19 protein-coding genes are annotated in these 16,812 nt (G+C 70.9%); 13 read left to right on the top strand and 6 right to left on the bottom strand.

Annotation, left to right across the window (positions count from 1 at the left end; genetic code table 11):
• Nucleotides 1–128 precede the first annotated feature (128 nt).
• On the top strand, nucleotides 129–554 hold the full coding sequence (locus OIE67_RS00230; RefSeq protein ID WP_326635482.1) for a CGNR zinc finger domain-containing protein: 426 nt from the start codon (nucleotides 129–131) through the stop codon (nucleotides 552–554).
• A gap of 115 nt (nucleotides 555–669) precedes the next feature.
• Here OIE67_RS00230 and OIE67_RS00225 read toward each other — a convergent pair whose 3' ends face one another.
• Nucleotides 670–975, bottom strand: a complete 306-nt coding sequence (locus OIE67_RS00225; protein ID WP_326635480.1) for a S24 family peptidase — start codon at nucleotides 973–975, stop codon at nucleotides 670–672.
• Between the two features lie 89 nt (nucleotides 976–1,064).
• Between OIE67_RS00225 and sodN the strand changes: the two genes are divergently transcribed.
• From sodN to OIE67_RS00210, 3 genes are all read left to right on the top strand, one after another.
• Nucleotides 1,065–1,466 carry a superoxide dismutase, Ni gene (sodN, locus tag OIE67_RS00220; protein WP_106252185.1) on the top strand — a complete coding sequence of 134 codons (402 nt, stop codon included), beginning with the start codon at nucleotides 1,065–1,067 and terminating at the stop codon, nucleotides 1,464–1,466.
• Nucleotides 1,467–1,594: 128 nt separating this feature from the next.
• Nucleotides 1,595–2,032 carry an ATP-binding protein gene (locus OIE67_RS00215; protein WP_106252184.1) on the top strand — a complete coding sequence of 146 codons (438 nt, stop codon included), beginning with the start codon at nucleotides 1,595–1,597 and terminating at the stop codon, nucleotides 2,030–2,032.
• A 17-nt stretch (nucleotides 2,033–2,049) separates the two neighbouring features.
• Entirely contained in the window at nucleotides 2,050–2,829 is a 780-nt protein-coding gene (locus tag OIE67_RS00210) for an RNA polymerase sigma factor SigF (protein ID WP_326635477.1), read from the top strand.
• On the opposite strand, the gene OIE67_RS00205 is transcribed toward OIE67_RS00210, so the two are convergent.
• Complete coding sequence (locus OIE67_RS00205) at nucleotides 2,826–3,209, bottom strand: hypothetical protein (RefSeq protein ID WP_106252182.1); 384 nt, start codon at nucleotides 3,207–3,209, stop codon at nucleotides 2,826–2,828. The genes OIE67_RS00210 and OIE67_RS00205 overlap by 4 nt on opposite strands.
• Before the next feature lie 89 nt (nucleotides 3,210–3,298).
• Between OIE67_RS00205 and OIE67_RS00200 the strand changes: the two genes are divergently transcribed.
• Nucleotides 3,299–4,276 (top strand): diacylglycerol/lipid kinase family protein, encoded by a 978-nt coding sequence (locus OIE67_RS00200; protein ID WP_326635474.1) that lies wholly within the window; start codon nucleotides 3,299–3,301, stop codon nucleotides 4,274–4,276.
• 269 nt (nucleotides 4,277–4,545) lie between these two features.
• Nucleotides 4,546–4,800 (top strand): WhiB family transcriptional regulator, encoded by a 255-nt coding sequence (locus OIE67_RS00195; protein ID WP_106252178.1) that lies wholly within the window; start codon nucleotides 4,546–4,548, stop codon nucleotides 4,798–4,800.
• A gap of 118 nt (nucleotides 4,801–4,918) precedes the next feature.
• On the opposite strand, the gene OIE67_RS00190 is transcribed toward OIE67_RS00195, so the two are convergent.
• A complete protein-coding gene (locus OIE67_RS00190; RefSeq protein ID WP_106252176.1) occupies nucleotides 4,919–6,388 on the bottom strand; it encodes a PAS domain-containing sensor histidine kinase in 1,470 nt (489 codons plus the stop codon).
• Between the two features lie 487 nt (nucleotides 6,389–6,875).
• Between OIE67_RS00190 and OIE67_RS00185 the strand changes: the two genes are divergently transcribed.
• The 6 genes from OIE67_RS00185 to OIE67_RS00160 all read left to right on the top strand — a co-directional run bounded on the left by OIE67_RS00185 (nucleotide 6,876) and on the right by OIE67_RS00160 (nucleotide 12,788).
• Nucleotides 6,876–7,595, top strand: coding sequence for a GntR family transcriptional regulator (locus tag OIE67_RS00185; protein WP_106252174.1), 720 nt, complete (start codon nucleotides 6,876–6,878; stop codon nucleotides 7,593–7,595).
• Nucleotides 7,596–7,620: 25 nt separating this feature from the next.
• The gene (gene bioD, locus OIE67_RS00180) at nucleotides 7,621–8,340 is read left to right on the top strand and encodes an ATP-dependent dethiobiotin synthetase BioD (protein ID WP_326635469.1); all 720 of its coding nucleotides are present in this window, start codon (nucleotides 7,621–7,623) and stop codon (nucleotides 8,338–8,340) included.
• A gap of 161 nt (nucleotides 8,341–8,501) precedes the next feature.
• Nucleotides 8,502–9,662 carry a sensor histidine kinase gene (locus tag OIE67_RS00175; RefSeq protein ID WP_326635467.1) on the top strand — a complete coding sequence of 387 codons (1,161 nt, stop codon included), beginning with the start codon at nucleotides 8,502–8,504 and terminating at the stop codon, nucleotides 9,660–9,662.
• On the top strand, nucleotides 9,653–10,309 hold the full coding sequence (locus OIE67_RS00170; RefSeq protein WP_326635465.1) for a response regulator transcription factor: 657 nt from the start codon (nucleotides 9,653–9,655) through the stop codon (nucleotides 10,307–10,309). The genes OIE67_RS00175 and OIE67_RS00170 overlap by 10 nt, the downstream gene beginning before the upstream one ends.
• On the top strand, nucleotides 10,306–11,085 hold the full coding sequence (locus OIE67_RS00165; protein WP_326635463.1) for a DUF4097 family beta strand repeat-containing protein: 780 nt from the start codon (nucleotides 10,306–10,308) through the stop codon (nucleotides 11,083–11,085). Before OIE67_RS00170 ends, OIE67_RS00165 begins: the two co-directional genes overlap by 4 nt.
• 56 nt (nucleotides 11,086–11,141) lie before the next feature.
• The gene (locus OIE67_RS00160) at nucleotides 11,142–12,788 is read left to right on the top strand and encodes an acetolactate synthase (protein ID WP_326635461.1); all 1,647 of its coding nucleotides are present in this window, start codon (nucleotides 11,142–11,144) and stop codon (nucleotides 12,786–12,788) included.
• A 6-nt stretch (nucleotides 12,789–12,794) separates the two neighbouring features.
• On the opposite strand, the gene OIE67_RS00155 is transcribed toward OIE67_RS00160, so the two are convergent.
• A complete protein-coding gene (locus tag OIE67_RS00155; protein WP_326635459.1) occupies nucleotides 12,795–14,441 on the bottom strand; it encodes a serine/threonine-protein kinase in 1,647 nt (548 codons plus the stop codon).
• A gap of 261 nt (nucleotides 14,442–14,702) precedes the next feature.
• Between OIE67_RS00155 and OIE67_RS00150 the strand changes: the two genes are divergently transcribed.
• Entirely contained in the window at nucleotides 14,703–15,083 is a 381-nt protein-coding gene (locus OIE67_RS00150) for a thioesterase family protein (RefSeq protein ID WP_326635457.1), read from the top strand.
• On the opposite strand, the gene OIE67_RS00145 is transcribed toward OIE67_RS00150, so the two are convergent.
• Nucleotides 15,073–15,285 carry a biotin/lipoyl-binding carrier protein gene (locus OIE67_RS00145; protein ID WP_146178623.1) on the bottom strand — a complete coding sequence of 71 codons (213 nt, stop codon included), beginning with the start codon at nucleotides 15,283–15,285 and terminating at the stop codon, nucleotides 15,073–15,075. The two genes, OIE67_RS00150 and OIE67_RS00145, sit on opposite strands and share 11 nt — an antisense overlap.
• A gap of 33 nt (nucleotides 15,286–15,318) precedes the next feature.
• Nucleotides 15,319–16,683 (bottom strand): acetyl-CoA carboxylase biotin carboxylase subunit, encoded by a 1,365-nt coding sequence (locus OIE67_RS00140; protein ID WP_326635454.1) that lies wholly within the window; start codon nucleotides 16,681–16,683, stop codon nucleotides 15,319–15,321.
• Nucleotides 16,684–16,812 lie beyond the last annotated feature (129 nt).

The following is a 16,812-nucleotide window of genomic DNA, read 5'->3' as shown; positions in this document are numbered from 1 at the left end:
GCATCCGTCGCGGGCGCCCCGGCCGCCGCTCACCGGTATGCCGGAGCCCCGGCCGCCGGTATGCGGGTGTCCCGAGCCCCTGCCGCCTGTTTCGCCGGGCTGCCCCGCCTCTGCTGTAATGGACCGGGATGGACCTCACCTCTTACGCCGAGTGGGCGGTCCGGCTGGCCAACGATCCCGAGCCGCCGCCCGAGCTCAGGCGGCTGCGTGACGAGCTGGCCGGCGTGTTCGACGCGGCCGGCGACGACCGGGCCGTGGCCGCGCTGCTCAACGCCCTGCTCGTGCGCTATCCCGTACGCCATCAGCTCTCCGACCATGACGGCCCCTGGCACCTGCACCTGGCCGACGACCCGGCCGCGACCGCGGTGATGGGCCTGGCCGCGGTCGTCGCCGAGCTGGGCGTGGACCGGCTGGGCCGCTGCCGGGAGCCGCACTGCGGCCTGGCCTTCCTCGACACCTCATCCAACCGTTCCCGCCGCTACTGCTCGGCCCGCTGCGCCAGCCGCGCGAATGTGGCCGCCTTCCGCGCCCGCCGCAGGAACGACGCCCTTTAGCCGGCCCCCTGACACCCCTCAGCCGATCCTCTGACGCCCCCGGCCGGTCCCCTGACGGCCCGTGGACGATCTCCAGAACCCTCCTGGGCGGCTCCTGAACGCCGGCACAGGCCGCTCAGCGCTTCTTCCCGCCCCGCCGCCGCAGCGGCCAGTAACGCAGCACCACGCGGCCCACGACGTCCTCGACGGGCCCGAAGTCCCAGCTGTCCCGGCGCCCGCTGGCCCGCTGGTTGTCGCTCTCCAGCCACCACCCCTCCGTCCCGTGCCACCGGGCCCGTTTCACGATGAGCCGATCGGGATCGCCGGGCAGCCGGGCCACCACGACGTCGCCGGGACGCACCGCGGCGCCCCTGCGTACGAGCAGCCAGTCGCCCGGCACCAGCGCCGGTCGCATCGAGTCGCCCTCGACACGCACTCTCATCGGCCGCTACCCCCTAGTCCGCAGGTGTTGAGACACGAGTAAGGTCGGTTGTGGACCAAGATGATTCAGCATCCAGGAAGGATTTTCTGATGCTCGCACGACTGCTACGACCCAAGCATGTCGCTTCCGCCCACTGCGACCTGCCCTGCGGCGTCTACGACCCCGCTCAGGCCCGCATCGAGGCCGAGTCGGTCAAGGCGATCATGGAGAAGTACGCCGGCAACGAGGACCCGGTCTTCCGCGCCCGCGCCATCACCATCAAGGAAGAGCGCGCCGAGCTCGTCAAGCACCACCTCTGGGTGCTGTGGACCGACTACTTCAAGCCGCCGCACCTGGAGCAGTACCCGCAGCTGCACCAGCTCTTCTGGGACGCCACGAAGCTGGCCGGCGCGGCGGGCGCCAAGGGCACCGTCGACGTGGCCAAGGCCGAGGACCTTCTGGGCAAGATCGACGAAATCTCGAAGATCTTCTGGGAGACCAAGGCCGCCTAAAACGGCACATAAGGCTCTGCGTGGCGGCAGGCCGCGCAGAGCCTTTTCCGTTGATGGCGAGTCTGATTAGTCCAAGCACCGCTCAGGGGCGGTAAGTTGCAGTCAGCGTCGGATTCGCGAGGAGGAACGTGACCGAGGAAACCGAGACGCGCGCGGAAGGCGTGGCCGGCATCCGTGACGTGGTGAGCATCAGGCTCCCCGCGGCGAGTGCCTACCTGTCTGTGCTGCGTACGGCTACCGCCGGCCTGGCGGCGCGGCTTGACTTCACCCTGGACGAGATCGAGGACCTGCGGATCGCGGTCGACGAGGCCTGCGCGATGCTGCTCAGCGAGGCGGTGCCCGGCACCGACCTGACCGCGGAGTTCGAGCTCACCGGGCAGGAGATGCAGGTCAGGGTCGAGGTTGCCACCGTCGGCAGCTCCGCGCCCAAGCGTGACGACTTCGCCTGGATGGTGCTGACCGCCCTGGCCGACGACGTGGACGCCGTGACCGACTCTCCTGATCGCATGGCGATCGTCCTGCGTAAGCGCCGAGGCGCGGCCCACAGTGCGGCGGGGCCGGCGTGACGGAAAGGACTGGAGCCATGGCCACGAGCGAACACGCCGTGCCCGACAGGGTGCGCGCCCGCATGCTCTTCGCCGAGCTGGCCGAGCTTGGCCCCGAGGAGCCGCGCCGCCAGCGCATCAGGGATGAGCTGGTCGAGCTTCACCTTCCGCTGGTCGAATATCTGGCTCGCCGCTTCCGCAACAGGGGCGAGTGGCTCGACGACCTCACCCAGGTCGCGACCATCGGCCTGATCAAGTCGATCGACCGGTTCGACCTGGCGCGCGGGGTGGAGTTCTCCACCTACGCCACGCCCACCATCGTCGGTGAGATCAAGCGGCACTTCCGCGACAAGGGCTGGGCGGTCCGCGTGCCGCGCAGGCTCCAGGAGCTGAAGCTCTCGCTGACGAAGGCGATCAGCGACCTCTCGCAGCGCGAGGGCCGCGCGCCGACCGTGTCCGAGCTGGCCACCTACCTGAAGATGACCGAGGAGGAGGTGCTCGAAGGGCTCGAGTCGGCCAACGCCTACTCCACGGTCTCCCTCGACGCGCCCGACTCCGGCGACGACGACGCCCCCGCGGTGTCCGACTCCCTCGGCATCGTGGACGAGTCGCTCGAAGGCGTCGAATATCGCGAATCGCTCAAACCGCTGCTCGAACGGCTGCCGCCGCGCGAGAAGCGCATCCTGCTGTTGCGGTTCTTCGGCAACATGACGCAGTCGCAGATCGCCACCGAGCTGGGCATCTCGCAGATGCACGTCTCGCGGCTGCTCGCCCGCACGCTGGCCCAGCTGCGCGAGGGCCTGACCGCGGACGACTAACCGTCGCCGTAGAGAGCATGGGTGGTGGGGGGCGCCAGCAGCGTCGCGAGTCCCGCCAGTGCCACCACGATCAGCGGGATGCCGAGCTGCGGCAGGTCCGACGTGATGAGCGTCCCGCCGACGGGGAGCATGAAGATCTGGGTCACCACGGCCGGCGACCTCCCCCACCGCTCCATCATGAACAGCCCGCCCCACGCCACCCAGAGCAGGCCGGCGCCGATCAGCAGCCCGAACACCGCCTCCGCCACGGCGGAGGTCATGTCGTCGGGCGTCCCGGTCAGGGTCTCCACCGCGACGAAGACGCCGAGCCCGAGCGCGACCAGACCCTCTACGGCGACTACCGCGGCGGCGATGAGCAGGGTAAGCGGGCGACCGTTCACGATCCGTACCCTACTCCCCGGGCCTGGCGGCGCGAGAAACGGGACGTTCGGCCGATAAGCCGGACAAGCTCACCGGCTACGCTGGCGATATGCGCGCCATGCTGCTGGTCAACCCCAAGGCCACCACCACGAACGCCCGTACCCGGGACGTGCTGATTCGCGCGCTCGGCGCGGCGGTGCGGCTCGCCGTCGAGGAGACCCGCTACCGCGGCCACGCCGCGGCGCTGGCCGCGACCGCGCGGGCCAAGGGTTACGACGTCGTCGCCGTGCTCGGCGGCGACGGGACGATCAACGAGACCGTCAACGGCCTGCTGAACCCGGTGAACGGCGACGCCACCCCGCTCAGGAACGAGCACACCGACGACCCGAGCGCGGGCCGGCCGGCGCTCGTGGTCATCCCCGGCGGCAGCGCGAACGTCTTCGCCCGCGCGCTCGGCCTGCCGAACGACCCGACGGAGTCCACCGGAGTTGTGCTGGAGGCGCTCAGGGAGGGCCGGCGCAGGACGGTGGGTTTGGGGCAGGCCCTCTGGGAAGACCAGTCACGATATTTCACCTTCTGCTCCGGGATGGGATATGACGCAGAGGTTGTACGGGCCGTGGAGGGCCTGCGGGGCACCGGCCGTAAGGCTACCCCCGCACGGTATGTGAACACGGCCCTGAGGCACTATCTGGCCACGGACAAGCGGCATCCCGCGATGACGGTGACCGGCCCCGGCATCCCGGCGGCCAGAGGTGTCTTCATGGCGATCATCTCCAACACCTCACCGTGGACGTACGTGGGCAGCAAGCCCGTCCGCCCCACCCCCTGGGCCAGTTTCGAGACCGGCCTCGACCTCCTGGGGCTGCGCCGGATGGGCCCGATGACCCTCGCCGGAGTCATCCGTCATATCCTTACGGAGAGTGACATTCTCCCGTCCGGCCGGAACCTCGTGCAGCTCCACGACGAGGCCGAGTTCACCCTCACCGCGGAGCGCCCGGTGGCCTTCCAGCTGGACGGCGACTACCTGGGCGAACGCGAGTCGGTAACTTTCCGGTCTACCCCGAACGCGTTACAAGTGCTGGTCTAGCTGGTTACATTCGGTCATTGTGTGACGCATCCGACATCCATAACCGCCAAAACTTCCCGTCAACCCCCTTGCGTGCACTCTCCGTGGCTGAAAAGCTCAGGGATGTCGGAAGGTAGGACCTTTAACACCCCGAGGTTCACACCTGACCGTCCACGGGCAAGCCCGGTCCACACACGGAGCCGGGTCATTGTTCGCGCAAGTTAGTGAAACTCTTCACAAAGTAGCCGCGCGGAGCCGACCAGAGGCTCCATCTACTAAGGAGTGGACGCATGGACTGGCGCCACCGAGCTGCCTGCCGTGACGTGGACCCCGAGCTGTTCTTCCCGATCGGCAACACCGGCCCGGCACTCATGCAGATCGACGAGGCCAAGCAGGTCTGTCGTTCCTGCCCGGCCGTGGAAGCCTGCCTCAAGTGGGCGCTGGAGTCCGGTCAGGACGCCGGCGTCTGGGGCGGTCTGAGCGAGGACGAGCGTCGCGCGCTCAAGCGCCGCACCGCTCGCACCCGCGCCCGTCTCACGGCCTGATCCAACCACAACCGAACCGACGCGGGCGCACCGACCAGGCTGAACCGGCCCGGCCGGACGAGCAGCCCGGATCAACCTCTCCCCCGACGTACGGCGGCCCCGCGCGCGTGCGGCGCCGTCAGCCGGCCGGGAGCGGGATCGACAGCACGACCTCCGTGCCGCCCTCCAGGCGCGGCTCAATGGTGAGCCGCCCGGACAGCTCTCCCTCCACCAGCGTCCGCACGATCTGCAGCCCCAGGCTGGTCGAACTGTCGAGGTCGAAGCCGCTGGGCAGGCCGAGCCCGTCGTCCCAGACGGTCACGGTGAGCCGCTCAGCCGTGGGCTCCACCACCACCTCCAGCCGTTTGGGCCGCCCATGCTGCAACGCGTTCTGCAACAGCTCGGTCAGCGCCATCGCCAGCGGTGTGGCGATGAGCGAAGGCAGCACACCGAACACCCCCACCCGCCTGGGCGTCACGGCCACCTCGGGCGACGACACCTCACCGGCCATGGCGATCACGCGGTCGGCGATCTCGTCGAAGTCCACGAACTCCTCGGGCGCGTGAGACAGGGTCTCGTGCACGATGGCGATCGAGCCCACCCGGCGTACCGCCTCCTCCAGCGCCTCGCGGCCCTCCGGCACCTGCAGCCGTCTGGCCTGCAGCCTGAGCAGGGCGGCGACGGTCTGCAGGTTGTTCTTGACCCGGTGGTGGATCTCGCGGATCGTGGCGTCCTTCGTCATCAGCTCGCGCTCGCGCCGGCGCAGCTCGGTCACGTCCCTGATGAGCACCAGCGCGCCGATCCGGCCGCCGCCGACGATCAGCGGGATGGCTCTGAGCTGCACGATCGTGCCGCCGGACTCGACCTCGGTCTCCTTGGCCGCGCGGCCGCTGGCCACGATCATCAGGTCTTCGTTGATCGGCTCGTCCGAATAGCACAGCGCGGCGGTGACCCGGCCCAGCTCGGCGCCGACCAGGTCGGCGTGCAGGCCGAGCCGCCGGTACGCGGACAGCGCGTTGGGGGAGGCGTACGTCACCCGGCCGGCCCGGTCGAGCCTGAGCAGCCCGTCGCCGACGCGCGGCGAGCGCACCAGGATCGGCTCCTCGCCGGAGAACGGGAAGCGTCCCTCGGCCACCATCTGCGCCAGGTCCGAGGCGCTCTGCAGGTAGGTCAGCTCCAGCCGGGACGGGGTGCGGGCCGAGGACAGGTTGGTGGAGCGCTGGATGACCGCGAGGAAGCGGGCCTCGCCGCCCTCGACCGCCCGGCGCACCGGGATCGTCTCCTCCCTGACGGGGACGCCGGTGGACCAGTCGGGATCGCCCTCGCGGCAGATGCGCCGCTCGTTCCAGGCCGTGTCGATGAGCTGGCGCTCGCCCTTGGCGGCCACGCTGCCGACGATGTCGTCGTGGTAGACGGTGGGGCCGGTCGTGGGGCGCATCTGGGCGATCGCGATCCAGCCGTTCTCGCCCAGCAGCGGCGCCCACAGGACGAGATCGGCGAAGGACAGGTCGGCCAGCAACTGCCAGTCGGAGACCAGCGAGTGCAACCAGTCGAGATCCGCCTCGTCGAGCGCGGTGTGGCGGGCTACGAGGTCGCTGAGAGTCGGCACGACTGCATCATGCGTGCTTTTCCCCGCAACAACCAAACCGGCCCGCACGTGGACCCCTCTCACCAGGGACGACGCGATCGTGCGGCGTCGCACACCGGCGCGGTGGCATGGTGAGCGCAGATACGGCACTGTCCCACCTAGCTGGACTTTTCGCTAAATCTCATAATGTGAGAACCGTCACATCGCCGACGCCGTTCCGCGTCCGGGACGTGGCTCTGAGCGGCGAGCCGGAGGTGATCCACACGGGCAGGTGGCCAAGCCGCGACACGACGCGCGAACCGGCCTCGGTTGCGATCGCGCACGCTGCTGTGGATATCCTTCACCATCAACCTGAGCTGCCCGGATCCGCGCGTGCCCGCACCCGTACGCGCACGGCGCCGGTCGGCTGTGCAAGCCCGCGGTTGACCACTCGGGCCAAAGTGAGTTCCGATGATCTCGCGGTGACCAGACACGCCCTCACCGCCGTGGCAGAAGTGAAGGTGAGAGCGTGAGCGACGACAGCCCCCGCGTACCGAAGTACTACGACGTGAAACGGGCCCTGCTCGAACTCACCAAGACTCTTCCGGCCGGCACGGCGCTGCCGCCCGAGCGCACGCTGGCCGTCCGGTTCGAGACCTCGCGCACCACCGTGCGGCAGGCGCTGACCGAGCTCGTGGTCGAGGGGCGGCTGCTGCGCATCCAGGGCAAGGGCACCTTCGTGGCGCAGCCCAAGGTCGCGCAGGTGCTGCAGCTGACGTCGTACATCGGGGATCTGCGCACGGCCGGCCTGGAGCCGGACACCAAGATACTGGAGATCGGTTACCTCACCGCGGACGAGGCTCTGGCGCGCCGCCTGGCCATCAACCCCGGCGGCCGCGTGCTGCGCATCCACCGGCTCAGGCTCGCCAACGGCGAGCCGGTCTCGATCGACACCACCCACCTGTCCGCCCGCCGCTTTCCCCGCCTGCGGCGCGAGCTGGAGGTGCACGCGTCCCTGTACGAGACGCTGCACAACGCCTACAACGTACGGCTGACGGACGCCGAGGAGATCATCGAGACCGTCCTGGCCACCCCCTACGACGCCAAGGCCCTGGGCGTGGACGTGGGCCTGCCGATGCTGCTGCTCACCCGGCACGCCTTCGACGCCGACGGCAACCCCGTCGAGTGGGCCCAGTCGCTCTACCGCGGCGACCGCTACAAGTTCGTCACCCGCCTTCGCCGTCCCTGACCGATCATGCTCCTACGCTGGGCACATGAGCATCATCGTGGTCACGGGCACCGGCGCGGGCGTGGGCAAGACCGTGGTCGCGGCCGCGCTGGCCGCCCTCACGCAGGCCCGCGGGTCCGCGGCGGCCGTGGTCAAGCCCGCCCAGACAGGGGCGGTGGCCGGCGCGCCCGGTGACGTGGACGAGGTGATCCGGCTCTCCGGCATCGGCACCACCTTCGAGCTCGGCCGCTTCCCCGGCGCGCTCCCGCCCGCGGCGGCGGCCCGCGTCGCGGGGATCCCGCCGGTGTCACTCGACGGGGCCGCCGAGCTGGTGCGGGAGCTGGCCGACAGCAACCGCCTGGTGGTCGTGGAGGGCACCGGCGGGCTGCTGGAACGTTACGACGACGACGGTGCCACCGTGGCCGACCTGGCCCGTACGCTGCGGGCGCAGGTGCTGGTCGTGGTGCGCGCGGGCGGCGACACCGTCGGCCACACCGCGCTCACCCTGGAGGCGCTCGCGCACCGGGGGCTCGACCTGGCCGGGATCGTCATCGGGAGCTGGCCTGACACGCCGGGGACGGCCGAGCGCAGCAGCGTGGCCGACCTGGAGATGCTGGCCGCGCGGCCGCTGGCGGGGGCGCTGCGGGAAGGCGCGGGCGGGCTGCGCGAACGGCAGGCGTTCGCCGAGGCGGCCCGCGAGGGGCTGGGGGCCACGCTCGGCGGCGCGTTCGACCCGGCGGCGTTCCGATCCCGCCACAGCCTCTGACCCGACCCCGACTCCGACCTCAGCCCCGGAACCCGCGACCCGCGACCCGCGACCCGCGACCCGCGACCCGCGACCCGCGAGGATGGTAGAGCTAGCCCCACCATGGACCAGCACACCAGGCCCATTTCCCGTCCGCGCCCCCGGTCAATACCGTTGACGCCATGAAAGTCCCCCGCCCGTGGTCGGCGCGGGCGTGGCTCGACACGGCCCACGTGATGATCGGCTTCCCGGTCGGCGTGCTGCTCGGCGGGCTGACGCTCATCCTGGCCCCGGTCCCGCCCGTGCTGAAGCGGGCCGTGCCGGTGTTCACCGGCGTGCAGCGTTCCCGGTTCGACGCCTTCCAGCGCGCGCACATCCCGCCCGTGCACTCCCCCAGGAGCTGGCGCAGCCCGGCCACGTGGCGGCAGATCGGCTACCACCTGCTGTCGCCGTTCGTGAGCCTGGCGGGGGCGTTCCTGGTGGCGGTGGCGTGGGGCGGCGCGATCGTGGGGCTGCTGGCGTTCCTGCCGGCGAAGGTGCAGCGGCCGCCGCTGGAGTTCCACTTCGACCTCAGGGACAACCGGGTCGTGGCCGTCTTCATGGTGATCGGGCTCTTCCTGCTGCTGCTCGCCCCGGTGCTGGCGCGCGGCATGGCGGCGCTCGACCTGTCGGTCGCCCGTACGCTGCTCGGCCCGAGCCGCTCCGAGCTGGGGCAGCGGATCGAGACGCTGACCGAGAGCCGGGCCGGCGTCATCGACGCGGCCGACGCCGAGCGCCGCAGGATCGAGCGCGACCTGCACGACGGTGCCCAGCAGCGGCTGGTCTCCCTGGCCATGAACCTGGGCCTGGCCAGGGCCACCCTGACCGACCTGCCCGACCCGGCCCGCGAGGCCATCGAGCAGGCCCACGAGGAGGCCAAGCAGGCGCTCAAGGAGCTGCGTGACTTCGTCCGTGGCCTGCATCCCGCCGTGCTCAACGACCAGGGCCTGGACGCGGCGCTGTCCGGCGTCGCCGCCCGCGCCCCGTTCCCCGTCAGGCTCCGCGTCGACATCGAGCGGCGGACCACGCCGACCATCGAGGCGGTGGCGTTCTTCACCGTGTCGGAAGCCCTGACCAACATCGCCAAGCACGCGGCGGCCACGAAGGCGGAAGTGAGCGTGCGGCGCGAGCGCGACCGGCTGCACGTGCTCGTCTACGACGACGGCTGCGGCGGGGCCAGAATGGAGGGCGGCACCGGGCTGCGCGGCCTGGCCCAGCGGATCGACGCCGTCGACGGGTCGCTGCGCCTTTCCAGCCCGCTGGGCGGACCGACGACGATCGAGGTGGACTTGCCGTGCGAGTAGTGCTCGCCGAGGATTCCGTGCTGCTGCGCGAGGGCCTGATCCGGCTTCTGGACGCCGCCGGCATGGAGGTGGTCTCGGCCGTGGACGAGGCCGAGGGGCTGCTGAGAGCGGCCGAGGAGCACCGGCCCGAGCTGGTCGTCACCGACGTCAGGATGCCGCCCACGCACACCGACGAGGGCCTGCGGGCCGCGCTCGTGCTGCGCCGCCAGCAGCCGAAGCTGGCCGTCCTGGTGCTCTCCCAGTACGTCGAGGAGCGCTACGCGGCCCAGCTGCTCGCCTCGGCCGCGACCGGCGGCGTGGGCTACCTGCTCAAGGACCGGGTGGCCGACGTGGCCGAGTTCATCGACGCGCTGCGCCGGGTGGCCTCGGGCGGCACCGCGCTCGATCCTGAGGTCGTGGCCCAGCTCCTGCTGCGCGGCAACAGCGACCCGCTGGAACGCCTGACGCCGCGGGAGCACGAGGTGCTCAGGCTGATGGCCGAGGGCCGCTCCAACGCCGGCATCGGGCAGGCCCTGGTGCTCAGCGAGGGCGCCGTGGGCAAGCACATCGGCAACATCTTCACCAAGCTCGACCTCCCGCCCGCAGAAGGCGATCACCGGCGGGTCCTGGCCGTACTGCAGTTCCTCAAGATCAGGAGCCTGCCGTGAGAGCCGCGTGGCTGGCGGGCGGCGCCGTGGCGACCGTGATCGCGCTGGCGATCTCCACGATCGGCATCTGGGGCGGGTTCGCCAGGGCCAGGGTGCCGACGGACTTCACCAGCAGGTCCATCCCGTTCGCCGACGGCCAGGTGCACATCAGCACGGGCCGGGGTCAGGTCAACCTGGACGTCGTGGCGGGCCAGGCGGGCGAGCTGCGCATCGATCGGGAGCTGCACTGGTCGCGCGAACGGCCGACGGTGACCGAAGAATGGGACGCCGGGACGGCCACGCTGCGGCTCGACGCCGTCTGCCCCGGCTCCGACCAGCCGGACGGCCCTCTGTGCGTGGCCAACTACATGCTGTCGGTGCCACCGGAGACCGACGTGGAGGCCCGCACGGCCGGCGGCAGGCTCTCGGTCGACGAGCTGTTCTCCGACGTCCGGGTCACCTCGGTGGCCGGCGACGTCCGGCTCAACGCCATCTCCGGCGACGTCTGGGCCAGGACCGGCACGGGCGACGTCGAGGGCTCCAAGCTGTCCGGCAACACCGCCGACGTGGAGGTCGGCTCGGGCGACGTGCGGCTGATGTTCACCGCCGAGCCGTCGAGTGTCAAGGCCGTGGTGCGGACGAGCGGCGACGTCGCCCTCGACGTGCCGGGGGGCGTCTACGACGTGCGGGCCACCGGCGTCAACACCACGGTCGGCGTCAAGCGGAACCCCGCCGCCAAGAAGAAGATCGTCGCCGGTACGACCGACGGCACGGTGACCGTCTGCTGCCGTGGATGATCTTCACGGTGCTGAAGGTCTGTTTACTCTTGTGACTCGTTGGTAAGTTCCCCGGCATGGAGTCTGCGAAGCACGCCGGTGACGCCGCCGTCGCCGTGTCCAAGGCCTATGGCGTCGAGACCATGTTCACCCTGTCGGGAGGGCATGTCTTCCCGCTCTACGACGGCGCGGTGCACGAGGACATGCGCATCCTCGACGTACGCCACGAGCAGAGCGCGGTCTTCGCCGCCGAGGCGACGGCCCGGCTGACCAGGAAACCCGGTCTGGCCGTGCTGACCGCCGGCCCCGGCATCACCAACGGCGTCAGCGGCGTCGCGACCGCCCACTTCAACGGCTCGCCCGTGGTCGTGCTCGGCGGCCGGGCGCCACAGTCCCGCTGGGGCAGCGGCGCGCTGCAGGAGATGGACCACCCGCCGCTGCTCGACCCGATCACCAAGCTGGCGTTCACGGCGTCCGACGCCGAGTCCGTCGGCCAGGAGGTCGAGGTGGCCTTCCGCACGGCGACCGCCCCCCACCGGGGCCCGGTCTTCCTCGACGTCTACATGGACCACCTGTTCTCGCCGTCGCCGGCGCACGAGGTGCGTACGCAGAGCCCTTCCCCGCTCGAACCCGACCCCGAGTCCCTGGCGAGCATCGCGCGCCTGCTGGCCGAGGCCGAGCGGCCGGTGCTCGTCTACGGCTCCGACGTGTGGATGGACCGCGCCGAGGAGGCCGCCCGCGACTTCGCCGAGACGTGGCGGCTGCCGGTCATCCCCAACGGCCAGGGCCGCGGCATCCTGCCCTCGGGCCACGAGCTGCTCGTCACCAGGGCCCGCGGCCAGGCGTTCGCCCAGGCCGACCTGGTCATCGTGGTCGGCACGCCGCTCGACTTCCGGCTCGGCTACGGCTGGTTCGGCGGCAAGGAGGGCGCGCCGCTGGCCAGGGTGGTGCACATCGCCGACGCGCCCTCGCAGCTGACCACCCACATGCAGCCGGTCGCCTCAGCCGCCGGCGACCTGTCGGTGGTGTTCTGGAGCCTCGGCACGGCCTGCGGCGAGGCCGGGGTCAAGCCCGACGCGTACGCGTCCTGGGTGACGAAGCTGTCCGAGAGCGCGGCCGCGGCCATCGCCGGCGACGCCGACCTGCTCGCGGCCGACACCGACCCGATCCACCCCATGCGGATCTACGGCGAGCTGGGCAAGATCCTGGCCGAGGACGCCGTGGTGATCGGCGACGGCGGCGACTTCGTCTCCTACGCGGGAAAGTACGTCGAGCCGAAGCAGCCGGGCAACTGGCTCGACCCGGGCCCCTACGGCTGCCTCGGCACCGGCCTCGGCTACTCCATAGCCGCCCGCCTGGCCCGGCCGTCCTCGCAGGTGGTGCTGCTGCTCGGCGACGGCGCGGCCGGATTCTCGCTGATGGACGTGGACACCCTCGTCCGCCACCGGCTCCCCGTCGTGATGATCTGCGGCAACAACGGCATGTGGGGCCTGGAGAAGCACCCCATGCAGCTGCTGTACGGCTACGACGTCGCGGCCGAGCTGCAGCCCCAGTGCCGCTACGACCAGGTCGTCACGGCCCTGGGCGGCGGGGGCGAGCTGGTCACCAAGCCGTCGGAGATCGGTCCCGCCCTGCGCAGGGCGTTCGACTCTGGCCTGCCGTACATGGTGAACGTCGCCACCGACCCGCAGGTCGCCTACCCCCGCAACACGACAGGCGTCTGAGCCGGCCTACTTGTTGGTGGTGGGCTTCGTCGTGGGCGTCGGGGTGGAGGTCTCCGGGGGCTCGTCCTCGGGGCAGGCGCTGTCGACGAGGAGGATCTCCACCGTCTTGCCCTCCTCCAGCGACACTCCGGCGTTCGGCGTGGTCTTCTGGATCCTGCCGCAGCGCCGGCCGTCGACGGTGGTGGTGCGGTCGTCGGTCCTCGACACGAAGCCCGCCGCCTCGATCATGCTCTGCGCCTCCAGGAAGCGCCTGCCGACCACGTTCGGCACCAGGATCTTCTTGACCGTCGGCGTGGCGCTGGGCGACTTGGAGGGCGACGGGCTGTTCGTCGGCGTCTTGGTCGCCGTCTTCGTCGGCGTTCTGGTCGGCTTGTCGGGCGTCGGCGTGTACCTCGGCGGGGTGCTGTGCCTGGTCCGCGTCGGCGTGGGCTCGGGCTCGTCGGTGAGGGTCTTGCTGGGCTTCGGCGACCTGGTGGAGGGCTTCGGGTTGGCGATGTCGATGGTGCTGACGGTCGGCTCGGGAAGCCCCATGTTGGTGATGCCGGTCAGGGCCACCGCAGTGGCGCCGGCGCCGAGCACGACCGCCGCGGCGATGCCCGCGATCAGCCCGGTCCTGCGTGAGCCCTTGACCGCGGCGCGCCTGCTTCCGCCGCGCCGCTCGCTCAGGGTGGTGTCCTCGTGGGCCATCCTGGCGCCGGTCTGGTAGGCCGGGTCGTGCGACCGGTCCCCCTGCTGCTGGTGATGCTGCTGCTGGGAGTGCTGGTAGCCGTCGCGGGGCTGCGCCATGGTGGCGCCGGTGGCCGGGGGGGCGGCCGGCAGGTCGGGAACGGCGGGCATCTGCCCGTTGGCGATGGCCCGGGCGGCCTCGCTCATCGCCCTGGCGCTCGGGTAGCGCCTGGCCGGGTCCTTCGACAGGGCGATCTCCACCAGGCTACGCACCGGCGGCGGGATGTCCTGCGGTAGGGGTGGCGGTGCCTCGCGGATGTGCTTCAGCGCGATCGTGACGGCGCTGTCACCGTCGAAGGGCCGCTGCCCCACGAGGCACTCGTACGCGACCACGCCGAGCGCGTAGATGTCCACCGCGGGCGTCACGGGCGCGCCTTCGGCCTGCTCGGGAGCGCAGTAGGCGGCGGTGCCGAGCACCATGCCGGCGTCCGTGAGCCGGTTGGCCACGTCGGAGCGGGCGATGCCGAAGTCGGTGAGCACGAGCGTGCCGTCGCGCTGCACGAGCAGGTTGCCCGGCTTGACGTCGCGGTGCACGATGCCCTGGTCGTGCACGGCCTGCAGGGCCGACGCGGCCTGCGCGATCAGCTCCATGGCCGGTTGCGGCGGGATGCGGCCGAGCCGGCCGAGCAGCCGGTCGAGCGGTTCGCCGTCGACGAACTTCATCACCAGGTAGACGGTGTCGCCGCTGACGCCGTAGTCGTAGACGTCGACCACGCCGGAGTGGTTGATCGTGGCCATCGCCCGCGCCTCCCCCTGGAAGCGAGCGACGAACCCGGGGTCCTCCATACGGCCTGGGAGCAGCACTTTGACGGCGACGGTGCGCGCGAGCACGATGTCCTCGCCGCGCCACACCTCGCCCATGCCACCGGCGCCGATGCGGGTATCCAGTCGATACCGCCCCGCCAGCGTCGTCCCTTGGGCCACCATGATTCCCCCGCTACCCCCCTACGTCCGAAACCTCTCCCACCCCGCCGTTCTCAACAAAGCGAACTTGTGTCGCGGTGAGGTAACACAGTGGTCACGGAACTCAGAGAGTGTACGACTCACCTGTCCCACATGCCACTTAAATGCCTCAAGCCGTACAAAGCCTATCCTGGGGCCTTGGTGCCACACTTGTCCGCGTTTCCGGTAAGTCAGCACCCGCCGGATCCGACGGCCCGCACCCTGTCGCCACCATAGGCTGATCCCATGACGCTCGTTCCCGGCCTGCGTGCCCAGCTGCTCATCATGGTCGAGATGGAGGACACCGCCAAGAAGCTCGGCAGCGGCGACGTGCCCGTGCTGGCCACGCCCCGGCTGCTCGCGCTGGCCGAGGCCGCCACCCTGCGGGCGATCGAGCGGCACCTCGCCCCGGGCGAGACGTCCGTCGGCACCCGGGTCGAGCTGGAGCACACCGCCGCCAGCCCGCTCGGCACCCACGTCCAGGTCGGCGTGGAGCTCACCGAGGTCGACGGCCGGCGGCTCGTCTTCGCCTTCGAGGCCCACGACCGGCGGACCGTGGTCGGCAAGGGCACGATCGAACGCGTCGTGGTCGACCGCGCCAGGTTCATGGCCCGCGCTACTCGATGACGGCGATCAGATCACCCTCCTGGATGACATCGCCCTCCGCCACCTTGAGCTGCGCCACCACACCGTCGTCCTCGGCGAGCACCGGGATCTCCATCTTCATGGACTCGAGGATGACCAGCGTGTCGCCGTCGGAGACGGTGTCGCCCTCCTTGACGACGACCTTCCAGACGTTCGCCACCATCTCAGCGCGTACCTCAGCCACCGGGACTCCCCTTCTTTCCGTGGTTCAACGGTCTCATGCGGTCCGGGCGCGCATCCGCGCGACCAGGCCGGTGTCGTAGTCGCCGGTGGCGAACTCCGCGTTCTCCAGCAGCTCGGCGCAGAACGGCAGATTGTTCTTCGGCCCCTCCACCGTGAACTCCGCCACAGCCTTGCGGCCCAGCTCCAGCGCCTCGGCCCGGTCGGAGCCGTAGACGCAGAGCTTGGCCATCAGCGGGTCGTAGAACGGCGTGACGGTGTTACCCGCCACGTAGCCCGAGTCGACCCGCACCCCGTCGCCGGACGGCTCGTCCCAGGCCGTGATCGTGCCCGGCCCCGGGAAGAACCGCTTCGGGTCCTCAGCGTAGACCCGGAACTCGATCGCGTGCCCGCTGGGTTCGGCCCGCACCTCGGGGCTCTCCCCCGCGGCGACCCGCAACTGCAGCTCGACCAGGTCGAGCCCGGTGACCAGCTCCGTGACCGGGTGCTCCACCTGCAGCCTGGTGTTCATCTCCAGGAACACGAAGTCCTGCTTGTCGGCGTCGACCAGGCACTCGACCGTGCCCGCGCCCAGGTAGCCGACGGCCTCGCCGACCCGCACCGCGGCGGCCAGCATGCGCTCGCGCAGCTCGGGGCTGATGCCGGGCGAAGGGGACTCCTCGACGACCTTCTGATGGCGGCGCTGCACCGAGCAGTCACGCTCGCCCAGCGCCACGACCCGGCCGCCGGGCAGGCCGAGGATCTGCACCTCGACGTGGCGGGCCCGCTCGATGTAGCGCTCGAGCAGCACCGCGGGGCCGTCCAGCGCGTCGCCGGAGAACCGCGCCGCCGCCCTGGCCGCCTGCTCGTACGCCTTCTGCAGCCCGTCGTCGTCGTGCGCCACGCTCATCCCGATGCCACCGCCGCCGCCCGCGGTCTTGACCATGACCGGGTAGCCGATGTTCTCGGCGGCCTTCAGCGCCAGCGACAGATCGGTGACCGGCTCGCGGGTGCCCGCGGCGACCGGCACGCCGGCGGCCTCCATCAGGTTCCTGGCGTTGATCTTGTCGCCCATCTTGTCGATGGCCTCGGGCGCCGGCCCGATCCAGACCATCCCGGCGTCGATCACGGCCCTGGCGAACGCGGCGTTCTCGGCGAGGAAGCCGTAACCGGGGTGGATCGCCCGCGCGCCGGTCGCGCGGGCCGCCTCCAGCACCTTCGCGACGTCGAGGTAGCTCTGCGCGGGGTTGGCCGGGCCGATCAGCACGGCCTCGTCGGCCTCGCGCACGAACGGCAGGTCGGCGTCGGCCTCGGAGTGAACCGCGATGGCACGCAGGCCCAGCCGCTTGACCGTACGGATGATCCGCCGCGCGATCTCCCCTCGGTTGGCGATCAGAACGGATCCGAGCGTCTCAGTAAGCACGCCGACCACCCTATGGCCGCCGGAGGCTTGACCCCTTTCCCCCGAAACCACCGATCCGGCGAGTTCGATCTGTAGAAACCCTACAAAGGTGAGCGTCCGTAAACACGACTGTCGCCCCCCGGACTGTAG

The sequence above is a fragment of the Nonomuraea fuscirosea genome, from assembly GCF_035917475.1.
In the GTDB taxonomy this organism is placed as follows: Bacteria; Actinomycetota; Actinomycetes; order Streptosporangiales; family Streptosporangiaceae; genus Nonomuraea; species Nonomuraea fuscirosea.
The sequence above is the reverse complement of the archived record's forward strand: the minus strand, read 5'-3'. Positions and strand labels throughout refer to the sequence as shown.